The 22,178-nt window shown below is 56.0% G+C and carries 18 protein-coding genes; 7 read left to right on the top strand and 11 right to left on the bottom strand.

Going from position 1 to position 22,178, the window contains the following annotated elements:
* Positions 1–98: 98 nt before the first annotated feature.
* Positions 99–1,271 (bottom strand): MalY/PatB family protein, encoded by a 1,173-nt coding sequence (locus K7R23_RS19220; RefSeq protein WP_012905708.1) that lies wholly within the window; start codon positions 1,269–1,271, stop codon positions 99–101.
* A gap of 10 nt (positions 1,272–1,281) precedes the next feature.
* Complete coding sequence (gene malX / locus K7R23_RS19215; RefSeq protein ID WP_012905709.1) at positions 1,282–2,874, bottom strand: PTS maltose transporter subunit IICB; 1,593 nt, start codon at positions 2,872–2,874, stop codon at positions 1,282–1,284.
* Between the two features lie 176 nt (positions 2,875–3,050).
* On the opposite strand from malX, the gene K7R23_RS19210 reads away from it, so the two are divergent.
* Positions 3,051–4,079, top strand: a complete 1,029-nt coding sequence (locus K7R23_RS19210) for a Mal regulon transcriptional regulator MalI (protein WP_012905710.1) — start codon at positions 3,051–3,053, stop codon at positions 4,077–4,079.
* A gap of 46 nt (positions 4,080–4,125) precedes the next feature.
* Here the strand turns inward: K7R23_RS19210 and K7R23_RS19205 are convergent, their stop codons facing one another.
* Both K7R23_RS19205 and manA read right to left on the bottom strand, forming a co-directional pair.
* Positions 4,126–5,634 carry a YdgA family protein gene (locus K7R23_RS19205; protein ID WP_012905711.1) on the bottom strand — a complete coding sequence of 503 codons (1,509 nt, stop codon included), beginning with the start codon at positions 5,632–5,634 and terminating at the stop codon, positions 4,126–4,128.
* Between the two features lie 101 nt (positions 5,635–5,735).
* Positions 5,736–6,911: a mannose-6-phosphate isomerase gene (gene manA / locus K7R23_RS19200; protein WP_012905712.1), complete on the bottom strand. Its 1,176-nt coding sequence runs from the start codon at positions 6,909–6,911 to the stop codon at positions 5,736–5,738.
* A 217-nt stretch (positions 6,912–7,128) separates the two neighbouring features.
* Here manA and fumB point away from each other — a divergent pair, with 217 nt between their 5' ends.
* A complete protein-coding gene (fumB, locus tag K7R23_RS19195) occupies positions 7,129–8,775 on the top strand; it encodes a class I fumarate hydratase (RefSeq protein WP_012905713.1) in 1,647 nt (548 codons plus the stop codon).
* 140 nt (positions 8,776–8,915) lie between these two features.
* A complete protein-coding gene (gene fumC / locus K7R23_RS19190) occupies positions 8,916–10,319 on the top strand; it encodes a class II fumarate hydratase (RefSeq protein WP_012905714.1) in 1,404 nt (467 codons plus the stop codon).
* On the opposite strand, the gene tus is transcribed toward fumC, so the two are convergent.
* The 3 genes from tus to rstA form a co-directional block, all read right to left on the bottom strand.
* Complete coding sequence (gene tus / locus K7R23_RS19185) at positions 10,316–11,245, bottom strand: DNA replication terminus site-binding protein (RefSeq protein WP_012905715.1); 930 nt, start codon at positions 11,243–11,245, stop codon at positions 10,316–10,318. The genes fumC and tus overlap by 4 nt on opposite strands.
* 89 nt (positions 11,246–11,334) lie before the next feature.
* The gene (gene rstB / locus K7R23_RS19180) at positions 11,335–12,621 is read right to left on the bottom strand and encodes a two-component system sensor histidine kinase RstB (protein ID WP_012905716.1); all 1,287 of its coding nucleotides are present in this window, start codon (positions 12,619–12,621) and stop codon (positions 11,335–11,337) included.
* Between the two features lie 12 nt (positions 12,622–12,633).
* Positions 12,634–13,368 (bottom strand): two-component system response regulator RstA, encoded by a 735-nt coding sequence (gene rstA / locus K7R23_RS19175; protein ID WP_012905717.1) that lies wholly within the window; start codon positions 13,366–13,368, stop codon positions 12,634–12,636.
* 126 nt (positions 13,369–13,494) lie between these two features.
* Here rstA and K7R23_RS19170 point away from each other — a divergent pair, with 126 nt between their 5' ends.
* Complete coding sequence (locus K7R23_RS19170) at positions 13,495–13,830, top strand: GlpM family protein (protein WP_012905718.1); 336 nt, start codon at positions 13,495–13,497, stop codon at positions 13,828–13,830.
* Here the strand turns inward: K7R23_RS19170 and folM are convergent.
* The 3 genes from folM to ydgH form a co-directional block, all read right to left on the bottom strand.
* On the bottom strand, positions 13,827–14,549 hold the full coding sequence (gene folM / locus K7R23_RS19165) for a dihydromonapterin reductase (protein ID WP_012905719.1): 723 nt from the start codon (positions 14,547–14,549) through the stop codon (positions 13,827–13,829). The genes K7R23_RS19170 and folM overlap by 4 nt on opposite strands.
* A 60-nt stretch (positions 14,550–14,609) precedes the next feature.
* Positions 14,610–15,992 (bottom strand): amino acid permease, encoded by a 1,383-nt coding sequence (locus K7R23_RS19160; RefSeq protein ID WP_012905720.1) that lies wholly within the window; start codon positions 15,990–15,992, stop codon positions 14,610–14,612.
* Between the two features lie 252 nt (positions 15,993–16,244).
* On the bottom strand, positions 16,245–17,189 hold the full coding sequence (gene ydgH, locus K7R23_RS19155) for a DUF1471 family protein YdgH (RefSeq protein WP_012905721.1): 945 nt from the start codon (positions 17,187–17,189) through the stop codon (positions 16,245–16,247).
* A 527-nt stretch (positions 17,190–17,716) separates the two neighbouring features.
* On the opposite strand from ydgH, the gene pntA reads away from it, so the two are divergent.
* Positions 17,717–19,249, top strand: coding sequence for a Re/Si-specific NAD(P)(+) transhydrogenase subunit alpha (gene pntA / locus K7R23_RS19150; RefSeq protein ID WP_012905723.1), 1,533 nt, complete (start codon positions 17,717–17,719; stop codon positions 19,247–19,249).
* 10 nt (positions 19,250–19,259) lie between these two features.
* On the top strand, positions 19,260–20,648 hold the full coding sequence (gene pntB, locus K7R23_RS19145) for a Re/Si-specific NAD(P)(+) transhydrogenase subunit beta (protein WP_012905724.1): 1,389 nt from the start codon (positions 19,260–19,262) through the stop codon (positions 20,646–20,648).
* An 83-nt stretch (positions 20,649–20,731) separates the two neighbouring features.
* Here the strand turns inward: pntB and K7R23_RS19140 are convergent, their stop codons facing one another.
* Positions 20,732–21,766, bottom strand: a complete 1,035-nt coding sequence (locus K7R23_RS19140; protein ID WP_012905725.1) for an AI-2E family transporter — start codon at positions 21,764–21,766, stop codon at positions 20,732–20,734.
* A 136-nt stretch (positions 21,767–21,902) separates the two neighbouring features.
* On the opposite strand from K7R23_RS19140, the gene K7R23_RS25995 reads away from it, so the two are divergent.
* Complete coding sequence (locus K7R23_RS25995; RefSeq protein WP_012905726.1) at positions 21,903–22,073, top strand: protein YdgV; 171 nt, start codon at positions 21,903–21,905, stop codon at positions 22,071–22,073.
* Positions 22,074–22,178 lie beyond the last annotated feature (105 nt).

Here is a 22,178-nt window from a genome sequence, read left to right as displayed (position 1 = left end):
CACTCATTTTTCTGAGATAAAAGTGCGCGCTATTATAAAAACAAAAGCAGCGTAAAATCTATGTTGCGCAATGATTAATTTCATTGCGCAACAAGGAATCAGCGTACTGAACGAAGGGCGTTTATCAGACCGGCAACGCCTTTTTCAAGCTTTGAACGCGGACAACCGGCATTTAACCGCACAAAGCCGCGGCCTTCATCGCCATAGGTGTAACCCGGCATAATGGCGATTTTTTCCCGCTCAATCAGCGCTTTTTGCAGCGCGCCGTCGTCAATGCCCAGCGGACGCAGATCGATCCAGGCGAGATAGGTGGACTCCGGCGGCTGCCAGTTCAGCGTCGGGAAAGCGTCGTTCAGGGCATCTGCGACGTAGCGCAGATTATCCCTGAGATAGTTCCGCAGCGCATCAAGCCAGGGGCCGCCCTGTTCATAGGCCGCAATATGCGCGACCAGCGCCAGGACGGCGGGAGAAGAGAGGCCATCGCGACCTTTCAACGCGCTGAGGTACTGATTCCGGCTTTCCGCATCTTCAATCAGCCCATATGCGCCGGTGAGCGCAGGGATGTTGAAGCTTTTGGATGCTGAGGTGAGCAGCGCCCAGCTGCCGCGCGCCACGTTGCTCCACGGAATATGCGGCTGCTCTCCCCAGACCATATCCATATGAATCTCATCGGATATCACCCGCACGCCGTGCCGTTGGCAGAGCTCCGCCATGATCTCCAGCTCGGTGCGCGTCCAGACTTTCCCGGTCGGGTTTTGCGGACTGCACAGCAGCAGAATCTTGCTCTGCGGTTGCGCCAGCGCCGCTTCCAGTTTATCCATATCGCAGCGCCATCCGCCATCGCGCTTCTCCAGGGCGACGGGCAGTACGCTTCGCTGATTGCCCTCAATCGCCTTATAGAAGGCGTCATAGGCGGGGGTGTGGATCACCACGCTGTCATCCGCCGACGACCACTGACGGATCAGTTCCGACACCATATAGATAACGGAAGGGCCATACACCAGCGACCCGGTATCAATGGCGCTGGCGTGGCGGCGGGCGAACCAGTGGGCAACCGCGCCGAGAAATTCCTCATTCTGCCAGCGGCTGTAGCCCAGTACGCCATGCGCCAGACGCTGACTGAGCGCTTCAAGAATACAGGGAGCCGTGGCGAAATCCATATCGGAAATGGTAAACGGCAGCAGATCGGCAGCGCCAAAACGGTCGGCCACATAATCCCACTGGGTGCACCACGTACCGTGCCGATCCACGACTTTTGAAAAATCGAACATAGGTTTGTCCTTATGCCTCAACGGTATTCATCAGGCCCGCCATTTCATCTTTAACAGACTGCACCTGCGGACCGATCACCACCTGCAGATTATGCTGATTCAGCTGAACGACGCCAATGGCGCGATTGTCCTTCAGCGCCTGCACATTCACAAGCGACATATCTTTTACCGACAGACGCAGGCGGGTAATGCAGTTATCCAGACTAACGATATTATCCGCGCCGCCGAGCGCCGCGAGGATCGCCGGTACGTTATAGCCTGATTTACCCGGCGCGCCGGCAACGACTTTTTCAATGCTGCTGGCGATTTCGCTATCGCGGCCCGGCGTTTTGAGATTAAAGCGGGTAATGGCGAAACGGAAGATAACGTAGTACACCGCAAACCAGATCGCCGCGACCACCGGCACCAGATACCATTTAGTCGACAGGCCGTGCAGGATGCCAAACACCACAAAGTCGATAATATTGCCGTCCGTGTTGCCGATAGTGACGCCCAGCACGGACATGATGGTAAAGCCCAGACCGGTCAGCAGCGCGTGGATCACATACAGAACCGGAGCGACAAACAGGAACAGGAACTCCAGCGGCTCGGTGGTGCCGCCTACCACGCAGGCAATCAGACCGGAAATCAGCAGCCCTTTAATTTTATGGCGATTCTCAGGGCGCGCGCAGTGGTACATCGCCAGCGCCGCCCCCGGCAGGCCGCCGAGGAACGCCGGCATTTTTCCCTGTGACAGGAAGCGGGTCGCGCTTTCAGAGAAGCCCTGGGTGGTCGGACAGCTCAGCTGCGCCTGGAAGATGGTCAGGGCGCCGCTTACCGTATGGCCGCACACCTCCTGCGTGCCGCCGGCATCGGTAAAGCGGATCAGCGCCACCAGAATATGGTGCAAACCAAACGGCAGCAGCAGGCGTTCGCCGGTGCCAAACAGCATCGGTCCAAAGTCACCGGCGCTGTTGATCATATGACCGAGTCCGCTAATGCCCATCGCGAATACCGGCCACACCAGCGGGATCATCAGCCCTACCAGACCCATCACGACCGAAGAGACAATCGGCACAAAGCGGGTGCCGCCGAAGAAGGCCAGCGCGTCCGGCAGACGAATATTATGGAAGCGCTCGTGCAGCATCCAGACGAGGATGCCGGCAATCACCGCACCGAGGATCCCGGTGTCAATCGACTGGATGCCAAGGATGTTCTGGACGTTATTGGCTTTCAGCACCGCGGCGTCGGTCGTCGGCAGAATGCCTTTCGCGGTCAGCCAGAAGTTAACCGCGAGGTTCATTACCGCATAGCCGACAAAGCCGGCAAAGGCGGCGACGCCTTTATTTTCCCGCGCCAGCCCTAACGGAATGGCAATACAGAACATTACCGGCAGGAAGCTGAAGGCGAACGAACCGACTTTACTCATCCAGGTAAAGATTGCCTGCAGCAGCGGATTACCCAGCGCCGGAAGCAGGGTGATAACATCATGGCTGCTTAATGAACTGCCAATCCCCAGCATAATGCCGCAAAACGAGAGTAAGGCGACGGGGAGCATAAAGGTTTTGCCCAACTGCTGGAAAAATTCCCATAACGTAATTTTTGGTGTTGTTTTCGCCGTCATCTAACGACTCCTTGTGAAAATGCAACTGTAGCGCGTAAATTTGAGCGAAAAGATAAAACGTTTTACCTGATTTTAGTGCGGCACAACTCACATTATCGAACGATAATAGCGCGTATAAATATATGTGATTGATAAAACGTTTTATCGATCACGTTATCAGGGAGTTTGCGGTTTTCATGGCTACAGCCAAAAAAATTACTATCCATGATGTTGCGCTGGCGGCAGGCGTCTCGGTCAGTACGGTATCGCTGGTGCTCAGCGGCAAAGGCCGTATCTCAACCGCCACCGGCGAACGGGTGAATGCGGCGATCGAGGAGCTGGGCTTTGTGCGTAATCGCCAGGCATCGGCATTACGCGGCGGGCAGAGCGGGGTAATCGGGCTAATCGTCCGCGACCTCTCCGCGCAGTTTTATGCCGAACTGACGGCCGGTCTGACCGAAGCGCTGGAGTCTCAGGGGCGGATGGTCTTTTTGCTGCACGGCGGTCACGATGGCGAACAGCTGGCGCAGCGCTTCACCATGCTGCTGAATCAGGGGGTCGACGGAGTGATCGTCGCCGGCGCCGCAGGCAGCAGCGAGGTTCTGCGCACGATGGCGCAGGAGAAGGGCATTCCGGTGGTGTTTGCTTCGCGCGCCAGCTATCTCGACGATGTGGATACCGTGCGCCCTGATAATATGCAGGCCGCGCAGCTGCTGACGGAACATCTGATCCGCCACGGTCATCAGCGTATTGCCTGGCTGGGCGGGCAAAGCGCATCGTTAACCCGTGCGGAACGGGTTGGCGGCTATTGCGCGACGCTGCTGAAGTACGGTCTGCCGTTTCACAGCGACTGGGTGCTGGAGTGCGCCTCCAGCCAGAAGCAGGCGGCAGAAGCGATAACCGGTTTATTACGCCGTAATCCGACGATCGGTGCCGTGGTCTGTTATAACGAAACCATTGCGATGGGGGCGTGGTTTGGCCTGATGCGCGCCGGTCGTCAGAGCGGCGAGGTCGGGGTCGATCGCTATTTCGAACAGCAGGTTTCGCTGGGCGCCTTTGCCGATGTGCCGGAGAACGCGCTGGATGATTTGCCGATCGTCTGGGCGACCACGCCCGCGCGGGAAATGGGCTATACCCTCGCGGAGCGGATACTGCAGCGCATTGCGCAGGATGAAAGTCATACGCGTAACCAGACCTTATCCGCGCGGCTGGTGGTGCAAAAATAAACCCCTCTGGCGAGGGGGTTATATTGCCGGATGGCAGCGTAACGGTTTATTGCTGCGGCAGCGTCGGAACGTCAGGCGTTGGCAGCGCCGCCAACCCGAACAGGCCGACAAACTCTTCCAGCGGCATTTTGTTGCCGTTCAGGGTCACCTGACCGTTCGCGTACTGCAGGCTGACGCCGATAGTGTTGTCCTCAAGGGTGGTCACGCGGAACATCTGCCCCATTGCGGCCAGGCCTTTCACCTGCTGGGCGGCCAGTTTCTCCGCCTGCTCCTGCTGATACCCTTCCAGTCTGGCGATTTGGGTCATAAATTCAACCGCCATATCCATCGGAATGGTTAATTTGCCTTCGAGCGATTTCACCGAACGATCGACTTCATCCGCCAGCGTTTGCGGTTCGCCTTTGGCGGCTACCGGATCTTTCAGAAACAGCGACAGATTAAATGCGCTTTCGCCTTTAGCGTTTTTCCAGCTCAACGGCGCAACAGTGATCACCGGTTCGCCTTTCAGCAGCAGCGGCAGGGCGCTGAAGAACGCTTCCGTCAGTTTTTGCTGATACAGCTGAGGGTTTTCAACCACTGCCGGCTGCGACAGCAGCGCTCTGTTCTGCGCGTTATATTGTTGGCTGAACTGATGCCATGCTTCGCCGTCAATCTGTCCGACCTTCAGATGGAACTTACCGCTGCCCAGATCCTGGTTTTGCACCTTCAGGCTGTTAAGGGTGTAATCCAGTTGGCTGTTAACGGTTTTACCGTCGTTAACCAGATCGCTTTTTCCGTTAACTTCCATGCCTTCAAGCAGCGCCATCTCTTTGCCTTCAACCGAGATAGTCATTTTGTCGAGGGTCAGTTTCTGGTCGCCGACGTACTCGCCGAAGCTGGCGAGGGTGCTGGAACCGTCGGTTTTAAGATTGTTAAAGGTGAACTGCACCTGCTGGCCATATTTGTTAACCGTATCAACCAGACCGCTTTGCACTTCCCCGGCAAGCGACATTGCCTTCCCGTCTTTATCGACATTGACGGTGAACTCGCCGCCGCTAAAGGCAACCTTATCGGTCTTATTTTCGTAATTCAGCGGCTTAATGGTTAACACTGAGCGCGTATCGCCGCCGTAGCCGATGCGTGAGTTAGCTTCAAACGGCGTTTCGCCTTTGGCCAGATCAAACAGCGGCTTGCTGGCGTCGTTGTTTTGCAGAGTGGTTTTCACCGAGGCCATTGACGGAATGAGGTTGAAGGTTTTCAGCTGAGCGAACGGGAAAGGTCCATGATCGACCGACTCATTGAACACCAGGTTCTGACCCTCTTTCAGCCAGGGATTACTTTTTCCGGCGACGGGCTTAAGCACGAGCTGTAGCTGGCTGCTGAACACGCCGCGCTGATAGTTCTGATAGCCAAGCTCGACGTTAGCCTGTGGCGCGCTGCGCTTAATTTGCTCATTGGCCTGGCTGACCATCTCAGAAAGATGGCTTTCCAGTTTTTTTCCTGTGTACCATGCACCGCCCGTCCAGACGATACCGAGTGCGACGATGACACTCGCAGCTACCAGCGATTTTTTCATATTGTTTATCCATAAAATGAAACCAGGCAGCACGGGCCGCCTGGAGAACGCTAAGACCTTCTACTAGCTTAGCAAGAGTTGTTAAAAAATTCAGTAAGTTGCTATAACTTGTTATACACCCGTGCCAGACGGCCTGCGCCGCTGACGCTGACCGGGGACTCCGCGGCGCTAATGAACGCCGATTCGCCGGGCTTAAGCGTCAGACTTTGCTCGCCTTTACGGAGCGTGGCTTCTCCCTCCACGCAAAACAGGATTGCCGCGCTCTGCTGAGCGATTTCCGCCTGTTGCGCGCTGAGATCGTGCAGCGAGAAGGCGAAATCATCAACCGGAATAGGGAAGTCCTGTTCCGCACCACTGGTCAGCGGAGCGGTTAGCAGCCGATCCGCTGGCTTGGCCTCAAACTTAACGTTGGCGACCAGCTCCGGAATATCGATATATTTTGGCGTCAGGCCAGCGCGCAGTACGTTATCGGAGTTCGCCATCACCTCCAGCGCCACCCCCTGCAAATAGGCGTGCGGCGTCTCGGCGAACAGGAACATCGCTTCGCCGGGATTCAGCTTCACCACGTTTAACAGCAGCGGCGAGAAGAGGCCGCTGTCATCGGGATAAAATTCGCCGATCAGGCGAATTGTTTGCCACGGCTCGCCGCTCTGCGTCTCCAGCGCGGCTTTCAGAATCGCCAGCGCGCGCGACTTTTCTTCCCCCTGCATATTCAGCAGAGCGGCAAACAGGGCGCTCAGGCGCTCAGCGTCTGGCGCTTCAAGAAAATGGGCGATAGCGGTATGGGCGCCCGCGACCGGCTGCAGCAGGGAAACAATCTCGGAGAATTCGCGAAACGCGTTCATCGCCAGGAACGGCGTCAGGGCAAAAACCAGCTCTGGTTTATGGTTCGGATCTTTATAGTTGCGCTCAGCGGCATCCATTGGGATGCCGGCGACGTTCTCTTTCGCGAAGCCAAGCTCAGAGTTGCGCTTGTTGGGGTGCACCTGGATAGAGAGCGGCTGCGCGGCGCACAATACTTTAAACAGGAAAGGCAATTCGCCGAAGCGTCGGGCGACGGCATCGCCCAGCAGTCTGGATTTATCCGCTTCAATAACGTCGCGCAGCGATACGCGCTGACCGCTGGCGTCAACCACCTGCGAGCTGCTTTTCGGGTGCGCGCCCATCCACAGTTCCGCCATCGGCAACTGCTGCGGATTGGCGATGCCGTAAAGCTCCGTCAACGCCGTTTTACTGCCCCATGCGTAGTTCTGCACCGAGTTGATCAGTTTTTGCATTTCAATGCCCTGTTTCAATTTAGAAAATGATGTCGAAATGAATGCGGTTATTAAACCAAGAAACCTGCGGGAAGTAACCTCTGCGCGCAAAAAGTCGTACTTGTCTCAGTTTTTGTTAAAAAATTGTGTAGGATAGTGTTACTCGCTTTTAACGAGGGCAACGGAACATCTGCCCTGAAGCCTAAGAAAATCAGACCGAGCAGTAAGTGAGAGAACAATGTCAAACAAACCCTTCCATTATCAGGAACCTTTTCCCCTCAAAAAGGATGATACCGAATATTACCTGCTGACCAGCGAACACGTTTCCGTTACCGAATTTGCCGGTCAGGAGATCCTGAAGGTCGCTCCCGAAGCCCTCACGCTGCTGGCGCGCCAGGCTTTCCACGATGCTTCGTTTATGCTGCGTCCGGCGCATCAGCAGCAGGTCGCCGATATTCTGCACGACCCCGAGGCCAGTGAAAACGACAAGTACGTCGCGCTCCAGTTTCTGCGTAACTCCGACATTGCGGCGAAAGGTATCCTGCCAACCTGCCAGGATACCGGCACGGCCATCATCGTCGGTAAAAAAGGGCAGCGCGTATGGACCGGCGGCGGCGATGAAGCCGCGCTGGCGCGTGGGGTATATGACACCTATACCGAAGACAACCTGCGCTACTCGCAAAATGCCGCGCTGGATATGTATAAAGAGGTCAATACCGGCACTAACCTGCCTGCGCAAATTGACCTGTACGCCGTGGACGGCGATGAGTACAAATTCCTCTGCATTGCCAAAGGCGGCGGCTCGGCAAACAAGACATACCTCTACCAGGAAACCAAAGCGCTGTTAACGCCGGGCAAACTGAAAAACTATCTGGTCGATAAAATGCGCACTCTCGGCACCGCGGCCTGTCCGCCGTATCACATCGCCTTTGTGATTGGCGGAACCTCTGCCGAAGCGACGCTGAAAACCGTAAAACTGGCTTCGGCGAAATATTACGACGAGCTGCCGACGGAAGGAAACGAGCACGGCCAGGCGTTCCGCGACGTAGCGCTGGAAAAAGAGCTGCTGGTCGAGGCGCAGAATCTGGGGCTGGGCGCGCAGTTCGGCGGCAAATATTTCGCTCACGATATCCGGGTGATCCGTCTGCCGCGTCACGGCGCCTCCTGCCCGGTCGGTATGGGCGTCTCCTGTTCTGCCGATCGCAATATTAAAGCGAAGATTAACCGTAAGGGGATCTGGATCGAGAAGCTGGAGCATAATCCGGGGAAATATATTCCGCCGGAACTGCGCCAGGCGGGTGAGGGAGAGGCGGTGCGCGTTGATCTGAACCGTCCAATGCAAGAAATCCTGGCGCAGCTGTCGCAATATCCGGTTTCCACGCGCCTGTCGCTGAACGGAACCATTATTGTTGGTCGCGATATCGCCCACGCCAAACTGAAAGAACGTCTGGATCGCGGCGAAGGGCTGCCGCAGTACGTGAAAGATCATCCCATCTATTACGCCGGTCCGGCCAAAACGCCGGAAGGGTATGCCTCCGGTTCGCTCGGTCCGACCACCGCCGGACGGATGGACTCCTATGTCGATCAGCTCCAGGCGGCTGGCGGCAGCATGATTATGCTGGCGAAAGGCAACCGCAGCCAGCAGGTCACCGACGCCTGCCGCAAGCATGGCGGCTTCTATCTCGGCAGCATCGGCGGTCCGGCGGCGGTGCTGGCGCAGGGCAGTATTAAGAGCCTTGAATGCGTCGAGTATCCTGAACTTGGCATGGAAGCGATCTGGAAAATTGAAGTGGAGGATTTTCCGGCCTTTATCCTGGTGGATGATAAAGGTAACGACTTCTTCCAGCAGATTCAGACGTCGCAGTGCGCACGCTGCGTTAAGTAACGTCAGCCGCCCTCCGGGGCGGTTTTTTTATCGCACGAACCACCAAACGAACGGGCGATCATCGTTAATACTGATAAGACCGTAAGCAAGCGGGCAATGTCGAACTTAACCTAATCAACATATTATGTAAGGAGCAGGTCATGGTAACGGTACGCCGCGAGAAAGATTCGATGGGTGCGATAGATGTTCCGGCGGATAAGCTATGGGGCGCGCAAACTCAACGTTCTCTGGAGCATTTTCGCATTTCCACTGAGAAAATGCCCGTCTCGCTGATCCACGCGCTGGCGCTGACCAAACGCGCCGCGGCAAAAGTTAATGAGGATTTAGGTCTGCTGTCAGCCGAAAAGGCGTCTGCCATTATGCAGGCGGCGGATGAAGTGCTGGCGGACAAACATGCCGATGAATTTCCGCTGGCGATCTGGCAAACCGGGTCGGGTACGCAGAGCAATATGAACATGAACGAAGTGCTGGCGAACCGGGCAAGCGAACTGCTGGGCGGCGTGCGCGGCATGGAGCGTAAAGTGCATCCGAATGATGACGTCAACAAGAGCCAGAGTTCGAACGACGTTTTCCCGACGGCAATGCACGTCGCCGCGCTGCTGGCGCTGCGTAAACAGCTGATTCCGCAACTGAAAGCCTTAACGCAAACGTTAAGTGATAAATCCCATGCCTTTGCGGATATCGTCAAAATTGGCCGCACCCACTTACAGGACGCCACGCCGCTGACGCTGGGGCAGGAGATCTCCGGCTGGGCGGCGATGCTGGAACACAATCTTAAGCACATCGAGAACAGCCTGCCGCACGTAGCGGAGCTGGCGCTGGGCGGTACGGCGGTCGGCACGGGGCTAAACACCCATCCGGAATATGCCCGCCGGGTCGCGGATGAGCTGGCGGTTATTACCTGCGCGCCTTTCGTCACCGCGCCAAATAAATTTGAAGCGCTGGCGACCTGCGATGCGCTGGTGCATGCCCACGGCGCGCTCAAGGGGCTGGCCGCCTCGCTAATGAAAATCGCCAACGATGTGCGCTGGCTGGCCTCCGGTCCGCGCTGCGGTATCAGCGAAATCGCCATTCCGGAAAACGAACCGGGCAGCTCGATCATGCCGGGGAAGGTGAACCCGACCCAGTGTGAAGCGCTGACAATGCTCTGCTGTCAGGTGATGGGCAACGATGTGGCGATCAACATGGGCGGCGCGTCGGGGAACTTTGAGCTGAACGTCTATCGTCCGATGGTGATCCATAACTTCCTGCAATCGGTGCGTTTGCTGGCTGACGGAATGGAGAGCTTTAACACCCACTGCGCGGTCGGCATTGAACCGAACCGTGAGCGTATCAGTCAGCTGCTTAATGAGTCGCTGATGTTGGTGACCGCGCTGAATACCCATATTGGCTATGACAAAGCGGCGGAAATCGCCAAAAAAGCGCATAAAGAGGGGCTGACGCTGAAGGCGGCTGCTCTGGCGCTGGGCTATCTCAGCGAAGAGGAGTTTGACCGCTGGGTGCGGCCAGAGCAGATGGTCGGTAGTCTGCCGACGGCGCGTTAATCCGCCACGTACAGGTGCAGCCGCGGAATGATAAGTCGTAGCGGCTGCGCCTGCGGTTTGTAACGATGCTGTACGTTGGCGGCATCGTAGTCCAGCAGTCCGCCAATATCAGGCACGCCTGCGCCATTATCGGTATTGATCAAGGCAATCAGCGGCGTCGGACAGGCGTGCTGGACCTGTTTCTGCACGCCTTTATACCAGACCCTGGCGATGGGCTGCACTTTTACCGGGCGCTTAATTTTCAGTTTTGCCTGCTGCGGCAGCGCGGCGATATCCTGATATTCGCGTTCCAGCTTTGCCTGCCACTGTTCCCGCGTCCACGGATGTACGCTACGGGGTGATTTAAGACTCTTCTCCAGCTGCGCCAGTACCTCATCGCGGCTCAGATTCTTGATGATGTGCTTGTTGGCCCAGCCAAAACGCAGCGTTGCCGGATCGTGAATCACCGTCAGGGTCCGGTAGGCGTTCAGCGTGATCAGACCGGGCAGATGACGATGCACCCATTCAAAACGCGCGGCGGAGGGGAGGCCGGATTCCACCGTCACAATATGCTCAAAGGTGGTTTTAAGCTGGTTAATATGCTGTACCTGACGTTGCAGGGCAGTCTGACTGGCGTTATCCACCTGATAGCAGAGCACGCCGGGCAGACGCACCGCCGCTTTACTGCTGCGCCTCTCGGACTGTTGCTGAATAAACAGATGCCGGTAATGCTGGAGCGCGAGCGCGGCGGCCTCTTTGCCGAGGTGCTGTTTCACCGCAATAGCGTTCAGCGGGTTATGCTCATCTTCTTTGCTCACTTCCGGCAGCGAAAAGACGCGGGCAATCATCAGACGATGCTGCCCAAGCTCTTCGGTCAGGGCGGCGAGCGCCTGCTCCATCTGGCGAAAGGTGCTGTTCAGTCGGTCAACGATATCGTAACGGGCCATTAGACTACCTAATTAGTTACAACATACTATATGTATAGCACGATTTATCGCCTGTGACCACGGTGTAATTTGTGTCAGGCAGGAGGGAATTAACCCGCCAGCTGGCGTACCGGCCAGCGGAAGATAAACCGCGCGCCGCCCATCTCGCTCTGCTCACAGCTCACGGTGCCCTCCATCGCCTGAGAAACCGATCGGACGATTGCCAGTCCCAGGCCGCAGCCGCCGGTGGCCCGATCGCGACTGGGGTCCAGACGAACGAAAGGCTCAAATACCGTCTCGCGCGCCTGCGGCGCAATTCCGGGGCCATCGTCATCGACCCGCAGCGTCGCCAGATTGCCGTGTAACTGGAGGCTAATCTGTACGGTCGAGCGGCAGTAGCGCAGGGCGTTGTTGAGCAGATTATCCACCACCCGTTCCATCAGCCGCAGATCCAGCGCGCCGTAATCGCCGGAAACGAGCGGGGAGAGAAGCAGCGTTCGCTCAGGGTTCACGCTCTGCACATCCTCAATGTGCGAGGCAAGCCAGGCGGGGAGGTCAGGTTTGCTCAGTTGCAGTTCGTTCTGCGGTCTGTCGAGGCGAGCATAGGTGAGCAGCTCCTCAATGAGCGCTTCGAGTTGCCCGATATCCCGATTGAGGGCCTGCGTTTCCTGCTCGCTGAGGTTTTCACTCATCTCCAGCCGATAGCGCAGGCGAACCAGCGGAGTGCGCAGCTCATGGGCAATGCCATCGGTCAGCTGCTTTTTACTGGCGATCAGCGCAGCGATATTGTCCGCCATCTGATTAAAAGCAATGCCCAGCCGTTCGAAGCTGGAACCGCTGTCAAAATGCAGACGCTCGCTCAAATGGCCTGTGCCGAAACGCTGGGCGGCGGCCTCCAGGCGAAGCATCTCCTGCCAGTGCGGGCGCATCCAGATAAACACCGGCAGGGCGAGGGAAATGGCGATAAACGCCATCAGTGCGATATCCAGCAGGCGCATCTGATGCAAAAAATAGAGATAGGGCACCGGACCGACGGTCAGCACATAATGGCTGCGCGGAATACGCTGAATAAAGGTGTACTCTTCGTCCAGCGCAATAATATCGCCCTGACGCAGACGCTGCATCGATGCCGCATCCAGCCGGAATTTTGACAGCGGCTCGACGCGCAGATCGAATGAGAGATTCAGGTCCATGCGTTTAATCGTTTTGCCCCAGTCGCGCGGTGGGATTTCACGCAGTTCGCTGCGCATCAGGTACAGCGAGCTTTTCATCAGGTCATCCAGCGACTGCCTTCCGGCGCGTTCGGCGGTGAATTTATACACCAGCCCGACCAGCAGGGTCATCACCAGAAAGCAGACGAACAGCAGGAGATAAAACTGCACAAACAGCTTTTTCATGGCAAGCTCCGGTCAGCGCGCAGGCTCATCGTCCCATGCCTGCGGGGCAAAAAGATACCCTTTGTTGCGCACGGTTTTGATGCGATAGGGTTCACTGGCGTTATCGCGGAGCTTTTTACGCAGGCGGGAAATGGCGACGTCCACGCTGCGATCCATTCCGTCGTAACTGACGCCGCGCAGGTTTTTCAGCAGCGCGTCGCGGTCCATAACCTGTCCGGCGTGAGTCGCCAGTTCCCACAACAATTCAAAATCAGCGGTGGAAAGCGCAATCAGCTCGCCGCAGAGGCGCACCGAACGATTGACCGGATCGACCGTCAGCGAGCCAAACCGCAGGGGATTATGCGACGCCAGGCCCGCGCTTTGAATGCCGTTGGCATGGGGCGCACGGTCGTGCTGGCGTAAATGCAGACGCAAACGCGCCAGCAACACCGCAGGCGGCGTGGTTTTCAGAATGTAGTCGCAGGCGCCCATTTCCAGCGCCAGAATATGGTTCATATCGCTGTCGAGAGAGGTCAGCAGCACGACAGGCCCCTGCCAGCGCCCCTGTAAATCGCGACACAGCGTCATGCCATCTTTACCGGGAAGCATGATATCGAGCAGCACCAGATCCGGCTGCACCTCAAAAATTCGCGCTTCCGCCATATCGCCGCGCGGCTCCACAACCACGTCGAAGTCATGCTTTGCCAGATAAGCGGCAATCAGCGCGCCGACTTCCGGATCGTCTTCAACAAATACAATCTTATTCATAGCATTTGCAGTATGCGAAAAACGTTAACATACACCGCGGCGTTATTGCCTTCCATTAATCTTTCCTCAACGGCGTTGCTTCCGTTATGCTGAACGCTAATGTTATTGATGTGTTAAGGCAAGGCAATGGGACTTATGATTAAGGCCGCTCTCGGGGCGCTGGTAGTGGTGATAATTGGTTTACTGGCAAAAACGAAAAATTACTATATTGCGGGCCTGATTCCCCTGTTCCCGACGTTTGCGCTGCTGGCCCACTATATCGTCGCCAGCGAGCGCGGGATTGAAGCGCTGAGAACCACCATCATTTTCAGCATGTGGTCCATTATTCCCTATTTTGTTTATCTGCTCTCGCTGTGGTATTTCATCGGCTTTCTGAAGCTGCCGCTGGCGCTCGGCGGGGCGGTTGTCTGCTGGTGCCTGAGCGCCTGGCTACTGATTTTTTGCTGGGTCAGACTGCATTAACGCAGGTGCCGCCCGCCGTCCACTGCGAAACTCCGCCCGGTTACAAAGCAACTGGTCAGAAGATAATCGATGAGATCGATAACCTCCTTTTCGCCGGGTGCCGTTTTCATCAGCGATTTATTCAGCGCCAGCTGGCGATACTCCGCGTCGTCGCCTTCGTTAAACAGGATTAGCGACGGAGCAATGGCGTTCACTTTCACTTCCGGCGCCAGTTTACGGGCAAACGATCGGGTCATGTTGTCCAGCGCGGCTTTACTGGCGGCATACGCGATATGCTTATCGCTGCCGCGCTCCACCACGTAATCGGTAAAATGGATAATGTCGCTGGCCGCATGGCCGTGACCGCGCAGCATACCTTCCAGCGCATGATTGAGCAGATAGGGGGCATTGACGTGGATCTGCAACATGCACTCCAGTACGTCGGTCAACGGTGTTCCGGGCTTCTCCGCCATCCAGGCGCTGGCATTATGAATAATCGCCCGTAGCCCGTTGGCGCTCTCTTTCACCTTGTCGGCAAAGGCCAGCACGCCGTCGTTAGTGGAGAAGTCGGCCTGCAGACATAACGCGCCGGCTTTCGCCAGCCCGTCAATGGCCGGATAGTGCGTGCGATAGCTGACAATCACCGGCTGCTGCTGGTGGATAAAATGCCAGGCGATCGCAAGTCCGATGCGACGGCCGCCACCGGTGATCAGAATGGGCAGGGGATGTTGTTTTCCCATCGAAAGCTCCTTATGCGCCTGCAATTGCACAGCCGTTCGTATCAAACGATGGGGCGGCGTTTACCCCACTAACAGCCAGGTTGCCGGAACGGCGGCGATGAGCAACAGGCCAATCAAAACGAGTTCCTGACGATTCAGGACAGTATCATGCGTATGCGTTTTACGCGCATACAAAAATACCAGCAGGCCCGGAGCATAAAGCACCACGGAGAGCAGCAGATGCATCGGGCCCGAGGCATACAATAACCATAAGCCATAAATGCATGCGCCGATACCCACCGCCTGATGCAATGGACGAGTGGCAATCTTCAACAGGAACGCGCCGACCAGGAAATAGGGCACCAGAATCATCTCTGAGGCGATAGTGAGCAGCGTGTTGTAATCTGAACCGGTGAGCCAGATCAGCACCAGAGAGATCTGAACGCAAAGGTTGGTCAGCCACAGCGATGCCGACGGCGCGCCCTGCGCGTTCTGGCGAGCAAAAATCCGCGGGAAGGCTTTATGCGTTGAGGCGAGGAACGGCACCTCGGCGGCCATAATCGTCCAGCTCAGATAGGCGCCGCAGACGGAAACCACCAGTCCTGCGGCAATAATGATCTCTCCCCACGACCCCATCATTTTGACCATCAGACCGGCCATTGACGGGTTACGCATTTCCGCCAGTTCCGGGCGTGCCACCACGCCGAGCGACAGCAGCGTTACCAGCAGGTAAACGCCAAGCGCCGCAAGGACCGCCAGCAGCGTGGCGCGACCAACGTCATGCTTATTGCGCGCGCGTGCGGAAACCACCACGGCGCCCTCCACGCCAATAAACACCCATAGCGTGATCAGCATCGTGTTCTTGACCTGTTCCCAGACAGGGACGCCCAGTTTTACGCCGGTGAAGTCGAGATTAAAGGTATCCAGACGAAACGCCATCATGGCCAGAACGACAAATAACCCCAGCGGCAGCAGTTTAGCCAGCGTCGCCGCCAGATTGATGCTTGCGGCGGTCTGTACGCCGCGTAACACCAGAAAATGCACCACCCACAGCAGCACCGACGCGCCGACAATGGACTGCCACGTGTTGCCGTCGCCAAACAGGCGAAGTTCCGGGGTATCAGTGAAAAAACTGAGCGCGGAAAAGACGATAACAAGGTAGGAGACGTTGGCGATAACGGCGCAGAGCCAGTAGCCCCAGGCGGAGCAAAAACCGATCAGTTCGCCGAAGCCTTCACGGGCGTAGGTAAAGATACCGCCGTCAAGATCCGGACGGATACGTGTAAGGATCAGCATGGCAAATGCCAGCAGCAAAATTCCCGCGCCGGTGATAGTCCAGCCGATAAGCAGCGCTGACGGACTGGCAACAGCGGCCATGTTCTGTGGCAGACTGAAAACACCTGCGCCAAGCATCGAGCTTAAAACCAGCGCGGTGAGCGCGCTCAGTCCCAGTTTTTTTTCCATGATTACCCAGTTTCAAACGAACGGTGGAGAATATTTATTATGGCAAAACGCATAAAAATGGTGAAAGCCACTAAGGCGCGGGATTTTACGGAGAGAAGGGGTTGCATGCAATGATTGCCGAAAGATTTGTGACTAATCGTGCGAAAAGCAGGCCCTGAAAGGGTTAACAAAAATTGCCCGGTGGCGTTGTCGCTTACCGGGCCTGGGGCTGACTTTTATTCCGGATAGGGCGTAGCCGCATCCGGTGGGGCATTACTTATACAGGTCGGCGCTGATGGTCATGTTGTTACCACGTTCCTGCCACTGGCGGGTAATGTGGTAATACTTCGCGCCTTTCTTCGCCGCGCGTTTCGCTACCTGATAAGAGATTTCGGTCATGTTGCCGTAGTTACCGGTGAACTTGATGCTGTCAAACGGCACCATCATCGCGGCGGTCGCTTTGTTTAATTCTTCTACTTTAGTTCCGTCCGGAAGCGTGACAGTGTAACGTCCGCCTTTGGAGGACTGCGTTTCGAAGAAGCGGCCTACCTCAGCGCTCGGTGAGGCGGTAGTGGCGACGCCCGGAATTTCCACTTTCTTCGCTGCTTCACCACCCGCCGCCAGTGCGGCGCGTCCGGCGTCAGAATCGGCCGGAATAACGTCCGGGCTCTGAACAATGCGTTTTTTGGCATCTTTTTTATAGATAAACGCGGTAATACGCTGGTTACCGCCCTGGTTCGCATCGACCTGACGCACAATATAGAAGGAGTGGGCGCCTTTTTCTTTCGCTGCTTTGGTGATGGCGTCGTTCACTTCCGGCTGGCTGCGGTAGAAGCCCTGCACCGTCACGGTGTCGTAAGGTTCCAGCAGAACCGCCTGATCTTTAGGCAGTTCCATCATCCCGTTAATCACGCGGTTTTTGGTAACTTCCGCTTTTTCGGCGTCAGCTTTATACAGATCGGCGACGACGCGCCAGTTGCCGCTGTTACCAAAGTCGGAGGTGTCGACAACGTAAAACGAGGCGGCGCCTTCTTTATCCGCGCGGCGGTTAACGGCTTTCACCGCATCGCCGATAGCGTTAAAACGACCCGTCACGACGACACGGTCGTAAGGTTTCAGCGCTGCTGCTTGCTCCGGCGTCAGTTCTGTGGCTGCATTTGCTGAAAAAGCAGTCGCAGAGAGCAGTGCGGACGCCAGGAGAGTGTTCTTAAGCTTCATAAAAATAATCCTTCGCCTTGCGCAAACCAGGTACTGGTATTGTTATTAACTGGAAACGTCGCTGATTATTGCATTTAAAGCCGGTGAATGTCTGCGTCATTTTTCAATCAACATGATGAATGCGGTCACAAGGTTGATAACAAATTATGATATGTTGAAAAAATGGCCATTTGACGGCTAAAACTGATGAAAGCATTGAATTTCATAAGTTAATTTAATGTTAATTAATTGATCCATGCTGGCGCTTGATCATGTTTTGCCGCTTCGCCTGAGAGAATTATCGGCCTTTGCCGAAGAATTAAAGGTCTTTATCCCGCTCAGAGGGCTGAATCGTTCCTGTTTTGCCGATTAGCTAACAAATACTGATTTTTGGCGCTAGATCACAGGCGCTATTTTCAGTACGTTATACGAAGTTTGTTACTGTTTTATTGAGTCGGGGTAACGCCTTACCTCCAGCGTGGAATTGCCTGTGCAACTCCACGATCACAGACAAACCATCATCAAAAATAACGATGGAAGGGAACATTATGCGAATTGGCATACCAAGAGAACGGTTTACCAATGAAACCCGTGTCGCAGCGACGCCGAAAACGGTGGAACAACTGCTGAAGCTGGGTTTCACCGTCGCGGTAGAGAGCGGCGCGGGTGGACTGGCGAGTTTTGACGATAAGGCTTTTGTGGATGCGGGTGCGGAAATTGTCGACAGCAGTGCGGTCTGGCAGTCAGACGTCATTCTGAAGGTCAACGCTCCGCAGGACGACGAAATTTCATTACTTAATCCGGGCACGACGCTGGTGAATTTTATCTGGCCCGCGCAGAATCCTGAATTAATGCAGAAACTCGCCGAGCGTAATGTCACGGTAATGGCGATGGATTCGGTGCCGCGTATTTCGCGCGCTCAGTCGCTGGACGCCTTGAGCTCAATGGCCAACATCGCCGGTTACCGGGCGATTGTTGAGGCGGCTCATGAGTTTGGCCGCTTCTTTACCGGGCAAATCACGGCGGCGGGGAAAGTGCCGCCGGCGAAAGTGATGGTAATTGGCGCGGGCGTGGCGGGACTGGCAGCCATCGGCGCGGCGAACAGCCTCGGCGCTATCGTGCGCGCGTTTGATACCCGTCCGGAAGTAAAAGAACAGGTTCAGAGTATGGGCGCTGAATTCCTCGAGCTGGATTTTAAAGAGGAAGCGGGCAGCGGCGATGGCTATGCCAAAGTGATGTCTGAAGCGTTCATCAAAGCGGAAATGGAACTCTTCGCCGCCCAGGCGAAGGAAGTGGACATTATCGTGACGACCGCGCTGATTCCGGGCAAACCGGCTCCGAAGCTGATCACCCGTGAAATGGTCGATTCGATGAAAGCGGGCAGCGTGATTGTTGACCTGGCGGCGCAAAACGGCGGTAACTGTGAATACACGGTAGCGAATCAGGTCACCACCACGCCTAACGGCGTCAAAGTCATTGGCTATACCGATCTGCCGGGCCGCCTGCCGACGCAGTCCTCCCAGCTGTATGGCACCAACCTCGTTAACCTGCTGAAGCTGCTGTGCAAAGAGAAAGACGGCACCATCACCGTCGATTTTGATGACGTCGTGGTGCGCGGCGTGACGGTGGTGCGTGAAGGTGAAATTACCTGGCCTGCGCCGCCAATTCAGGTTTCCGCTCAGCCGACGGCTGCGGCTAAAGCCGCCCCGGCGCAGGAAAAAGAGCCTGAAAAACCGGCGTCGCCGTGGCGTAAATACGCGCTGATGGCGCTGGCGATTATTCTGTTCGGCTGGCTGGCGGACGTGGCGCCGAAAGAGTTCCTCGGCCACTTCACCGTGTTCGCGCTCTCCTGCGTGGTGGGTTACTACGTGGTGTGGAACGTTTCTCACGCTCTGCATACTCCGCTGATGTCGGTCACTAACGCCATTTCAGGGATTATCGTGGTTGGCGCGTTGTTGCAGATCGGCCAGGGCGGCTGGGTCAGCTTCCTGAGCTTTATCGCGGTGCTGATTGCCAGCATTAATATTTTCGGTGGCTTCACCGTGACTCAGCGTATGCTGAAAATGTTCCGGAAAAACTAAGGGGTAACACATGTCTGGAGGATTAGTTACAGCTGCATACATTGTTGCCGCGATCCTGTTTATTTTCAGCCTGGCGGGTCTTTCAAAACATGAAACGTCCCAGCAGGGGAATAATTTCGGCATCGCCGGGATGGCGATTGCGCTGCTTGCCACGATTTTTGGCCCGGATACCGGCAACGTCGCCTGGATTCTGGTGGCGATGATCATCGGCGGCGCGATTGGTATCCGCCTGGCGAAGAAGGTCGAGATGACCGAAATGCCGGAGCTGGTGGCGATCCTGCACAGCTTTGTCGGTCTGGCGGCGGTGCTGGTTGGTTTTAACAGCTATCTGTATCACGAAGCGGGCCTTGATCCGGTACTGGTGAACATTCACCTGACGGAAGTGTTCCTCGGCATCTTTATCGGTGCGGTTACCTTTACCGGTTCGGTGGTGGCATTTGGTAAGCTGCGCGGCAAAATTTCCTCTAAGCCGCTGATGCTGCCGAATCGTCACAAGATGAACCTGGCGGCGCTGGTGGTCTCTTTCCTGCTGCTGGTGGTCTTTGTGCGTACCGAGAGTGTGGGCCTGCAGGTGCTGGCGCTGCTGCTGATGACCATCATCGCGCTGGCGTTCGGCTGGCACCTGGTGGCCTCTATCGGCGGGGCGGATATGCCGGTGGTAGTGTCGATGCTGAACTCCTACTCAGGTTGGGCGGCGGCGGCGGCGGGCTTTATGCTCAGCAACGACCTGCTGATCGTCACCGGCGCGCTGGTAGGTTCTTCCGGTGCGATCCTTTCTTACATCATGTGTAAGGCGATGAACCGTTCGTTTATCAGCGTTATTGCCGGTGGTTTCGGTACCGACGGTTCCGCCGCCAGCGGTGATGAAGAGGTCGGTGAGCATCGTGAGATCAGCGCGGAAGAAACCGCCGAGATGCTGAAAAACTCGCATACGGTGATCATCACCCCGGGCTACGGAATGGCGGTGGCGCAGGCGCAGTATCCGGTGGCGGAAATCACCGAGAAGCTGCGCGCGCGCGGCATCAAGGTGCGTTTTGGCATCCATCCGGTCGCCGGACGTCTGCCGGGGCATATGAACGTGCTGCTGGCGGAAGCGAAAGTGCCTTACGACATTGTGCTGGAGATGGATGAGATCAACGATGATTTCTCCGATACCGACACCGTGCTGGTAATTGGCGCCAACGACACCGTTAACCCGGCGGCGCAGGACGATCCGGGCAGCCCGATTGCCGGGATGCCGGTGCTGGAAGTGTGGAAGGCGCAGAACGTTATCGTCTTCAAGCGCTCAATGAATACCGGCTATGCTGGCGTCCAGAACCCGCTGTTCTTTAAAGAGAACACCCATATGCTGTTTGGCGATGCCAAAGCCAGCGTGGATGCGATTCTGAAAACGCTGTAAGCGGTGGTTGTGCCTGATGGCGCTATGCTTATCAGGCCTATGGATCGTTGACTGACGGCCTCTGCGGAGGCCGTTTTTTATCATCACGCTTTGTTCACGTCGCCCAGCAGGATGGCGATGCTCTGTCCGGCGACGGTTTGTTCAAGGGCAATCTTCACAATAATCGTCAGCGGCACCGAAAGCAGCATACCGACCGGTCCCAGCAGCCAGCCCCAGAAGATTAACGAGAGGAACACCACCAGCGTCGACAGCCCCAGGCCGCGTCCCATAATCCGCGGTTCCAGAATATTGCCGAACACCAGATTAATGACCAGATAACCCGCCAGCACCACCAGCGCGTCATACAGCCCGCCAAACACCAGCATCTGCGCGATAGGGGGGATTGCCGCCAGCACCGAGCCAATATTTGGAATGTAATTCAGCGCAAACGCCAGCAGTCCCCAGACAAAAGCGAAACGCACCTCAAGCGCCGCCAGCATTGCCCATACCACCAGCCCCGTGACGATGCTGATAGCGGTTTTCAGCACCAGATAGTGCGATACGCTGTCGATTGCGCGCTGGATGGCCGCCATGCCTTCCACCGGACGGGTCATGAGATGTTTAAATTTGGTGGGCAACTGCGGCACTTCCAGCAGCATAAACACCACCGTCAGCAGCAGCAGGAAGATGGACGACATCGCATTAGAAAGCTGCGTCAGCAGGCTGGTGACCAGCGTCATGGCCGCATTCGGGTCGATATATTTCACCAGCTCATCAACCGACACGCCGATGCCTGAGCGCAGCAGCCAGGGCTCAATATGCTTAAGCGGAATGACCAGCGACGATCGATATTGCGGCAGCGTACGCGCCAGTTCGTTTAACGATGTGCCGAGGTAGGCCAGCAGAACCACCATGACCATAACGATAATCGCCATCAGGATGCTAATCGCCAGCACGCGCGGGACGCGCAGTTTTACCATCCGCTGAACCAGCGGATTGAGCACCACGGCAATAAACAGCGCCAGAATAAACGGAACAATGATATCCGCCGCGAACCGGATACCGGTAAGAATGATAACCAGCATTCCCAGCATAATAACGATCTTAAGACCGTTAAGCGTAATGATTGGTTTTGCCATAAGACGTCCTGTATTTTTAGGCTTGCCGCGTATAATAATGTGATTTATATCGCGCCGTCCTGGTAAAAATCAAAAGGCGCTGGTAAAGAAATGAAAAGGTTTTGAGTTAATTCTGATGCTGTGGTACAAATCAGATGTGTTCAACTACCGAGGACAATTTTCATCCGCGATGACGAGAAGCAACACTGCGGATAATTGTAATATTATGGACAATTCGTTCAGGATGTTTTTTTCTACCCAGCCTTACCTACACATGTCTTCCTCTTTCCTGCCCGCAGGTGAGCAACACTGGCGCAACGCGCTTTAGTCTCTTTCTTCTGCCTTGCTTGCGCTATGCGCTGAGCACCCTGATTTTATTTTCTGATTTGCTGAGTTCAGCAAGTCCCATGGATTATATTCTCAAGCAGGAGAA

Source organism: Citrobacter rodentium NBRC 105723 = DSM 16636 (assembly GCF_021278985.1).
Taxonomy (GTDB): Bacteria; Pseudomonadota; Gammaproteobacteria; order Enterobacterales; family Enterobacteriaceae; genus Citrobacter_A; species Citrobacter_A rodentium.
Note: the sequence above shows the minus strand (reverse complement) of the source record. Positions and strands in the feature narration are given on the sequence as shown.

Excerpts from the sequence above, each read along its gene's own strand:
- K7R23_RS19220 (WP_012905708.1), bottom strand. The coding sequence starts at position 1,271 with ATGTTCGATTTTTCAAAAGTCGTGGATCGGCACGGTACGTGGTGCACC.
- malX (WP_012905709.1), bottom strand. The coding sequence starts at position 2,874 with ATGACGGCGAAAACAACACCAAAAATTACGTTATGGGAATTTTTCCAG.
- K7R23_RS19210 (WP_012905710.1), top strand. The coding sequence starts at position 3,051 with ATGGCTACAGCCAAAAAAATTACTATCCATGATGTTGCGCTGGCGGCA.
- K7R23_RS19205 (WP_012905711.1), bottom strand. The coding sequence starts at position 5,634 with ATGAAAAAATCGCTGGTAGCTGCGAGTGTCATCGTCGCACTCGGTATC.
- manA (WP_012905712.1), bottom strand. The coding sequence starts at position 6,911 with ATGCAAAAACTGATCAACTCGGTGCAGAACTACGCATGGGGCAGTAAA.
- fumB (WP_012905713.1), top strand. The coding sequence starts at position 7,129 with ATGTCAAACAAACCCTTCCATTATCAGGAACCTTTTCCCCTCAAAAAG.
- fumC (WP_012905714.1), top strand. The coding sequence starts at position 8,916 with ATGGTAACGGTACGCCGCGAGAAAGATTCGATGGGTGCGATAGATGTT.
- tus (WP_012905715.1), bottom strand. The coding sequence starts at position 11,245 with ATGGCCCGTTACGATATCGTTGACCGACTGAACAGCACCTTTCGCCAG.
- rstB (WP_012905716.1), bottom strand. The coding sequence starts at position 12,621 with ATGAAAAAGCTGTTTGTGCAGTTTTATCTCCTGCTGTTCGTCTGCTTT.
- rstA (WP_012905717.1), bottom strand. The coding sequence starts at position 13,368 with ATGAATAAGATTGTATTTGTTGAAGACGATCCGGAAGTCGGCGCGCTG.
- K7R23_RS19170 (WP_012905718.1), top strand. The coding sequence starts at position 13,495 with ATGGGACTTATGATTAAGGCCGCTCTCGGGGCGCTGGTAGTGGTGATA.
- folM (WP_012905719.1), bottom strand. The coding sequence starts at position 14,549 with ATGGGAAAACAACATCCCCTGCCCATTCTGATCACCGGTGGCGGCCGT.
- K7R23_RS19160 (WP_012905720.1), bottom strand. The coding sequence starts at position 15,992 with ATGGAAAAAAAACTGGGACTGAGCGCGCTCACCGCGCTGGTTTTAAGC.
- ydgH (WP_012905721.1), bottom strand. The coding sequence starts at position 17,189 with ATGAAGCTTAAGAACACTCTCCTGGCGTCCGCACTGCTCTCTGCGACT.
- pntA (WP_012905723.1), top strand. The coding sequence starts at position 17,717 with ATGCGAATTGGCATACCAAGAGAACGGTTTACCAATGAAACCCGTGTC.
- pntB (WP_012905724.1), top strand. The coding sequence starts at position 19,260 with ATGTCTGGAGGATTAGTTACAGCTGCATACATTGTTGCCGCGATCCTG.
- K7R23_RS19140 (WP_012905725.1), bottom strand. The coding sequence starts at position 21,766 with ATGGCAAAACCAATCATTACGCTTAACGGTCTTAAGATCGTTATTATG.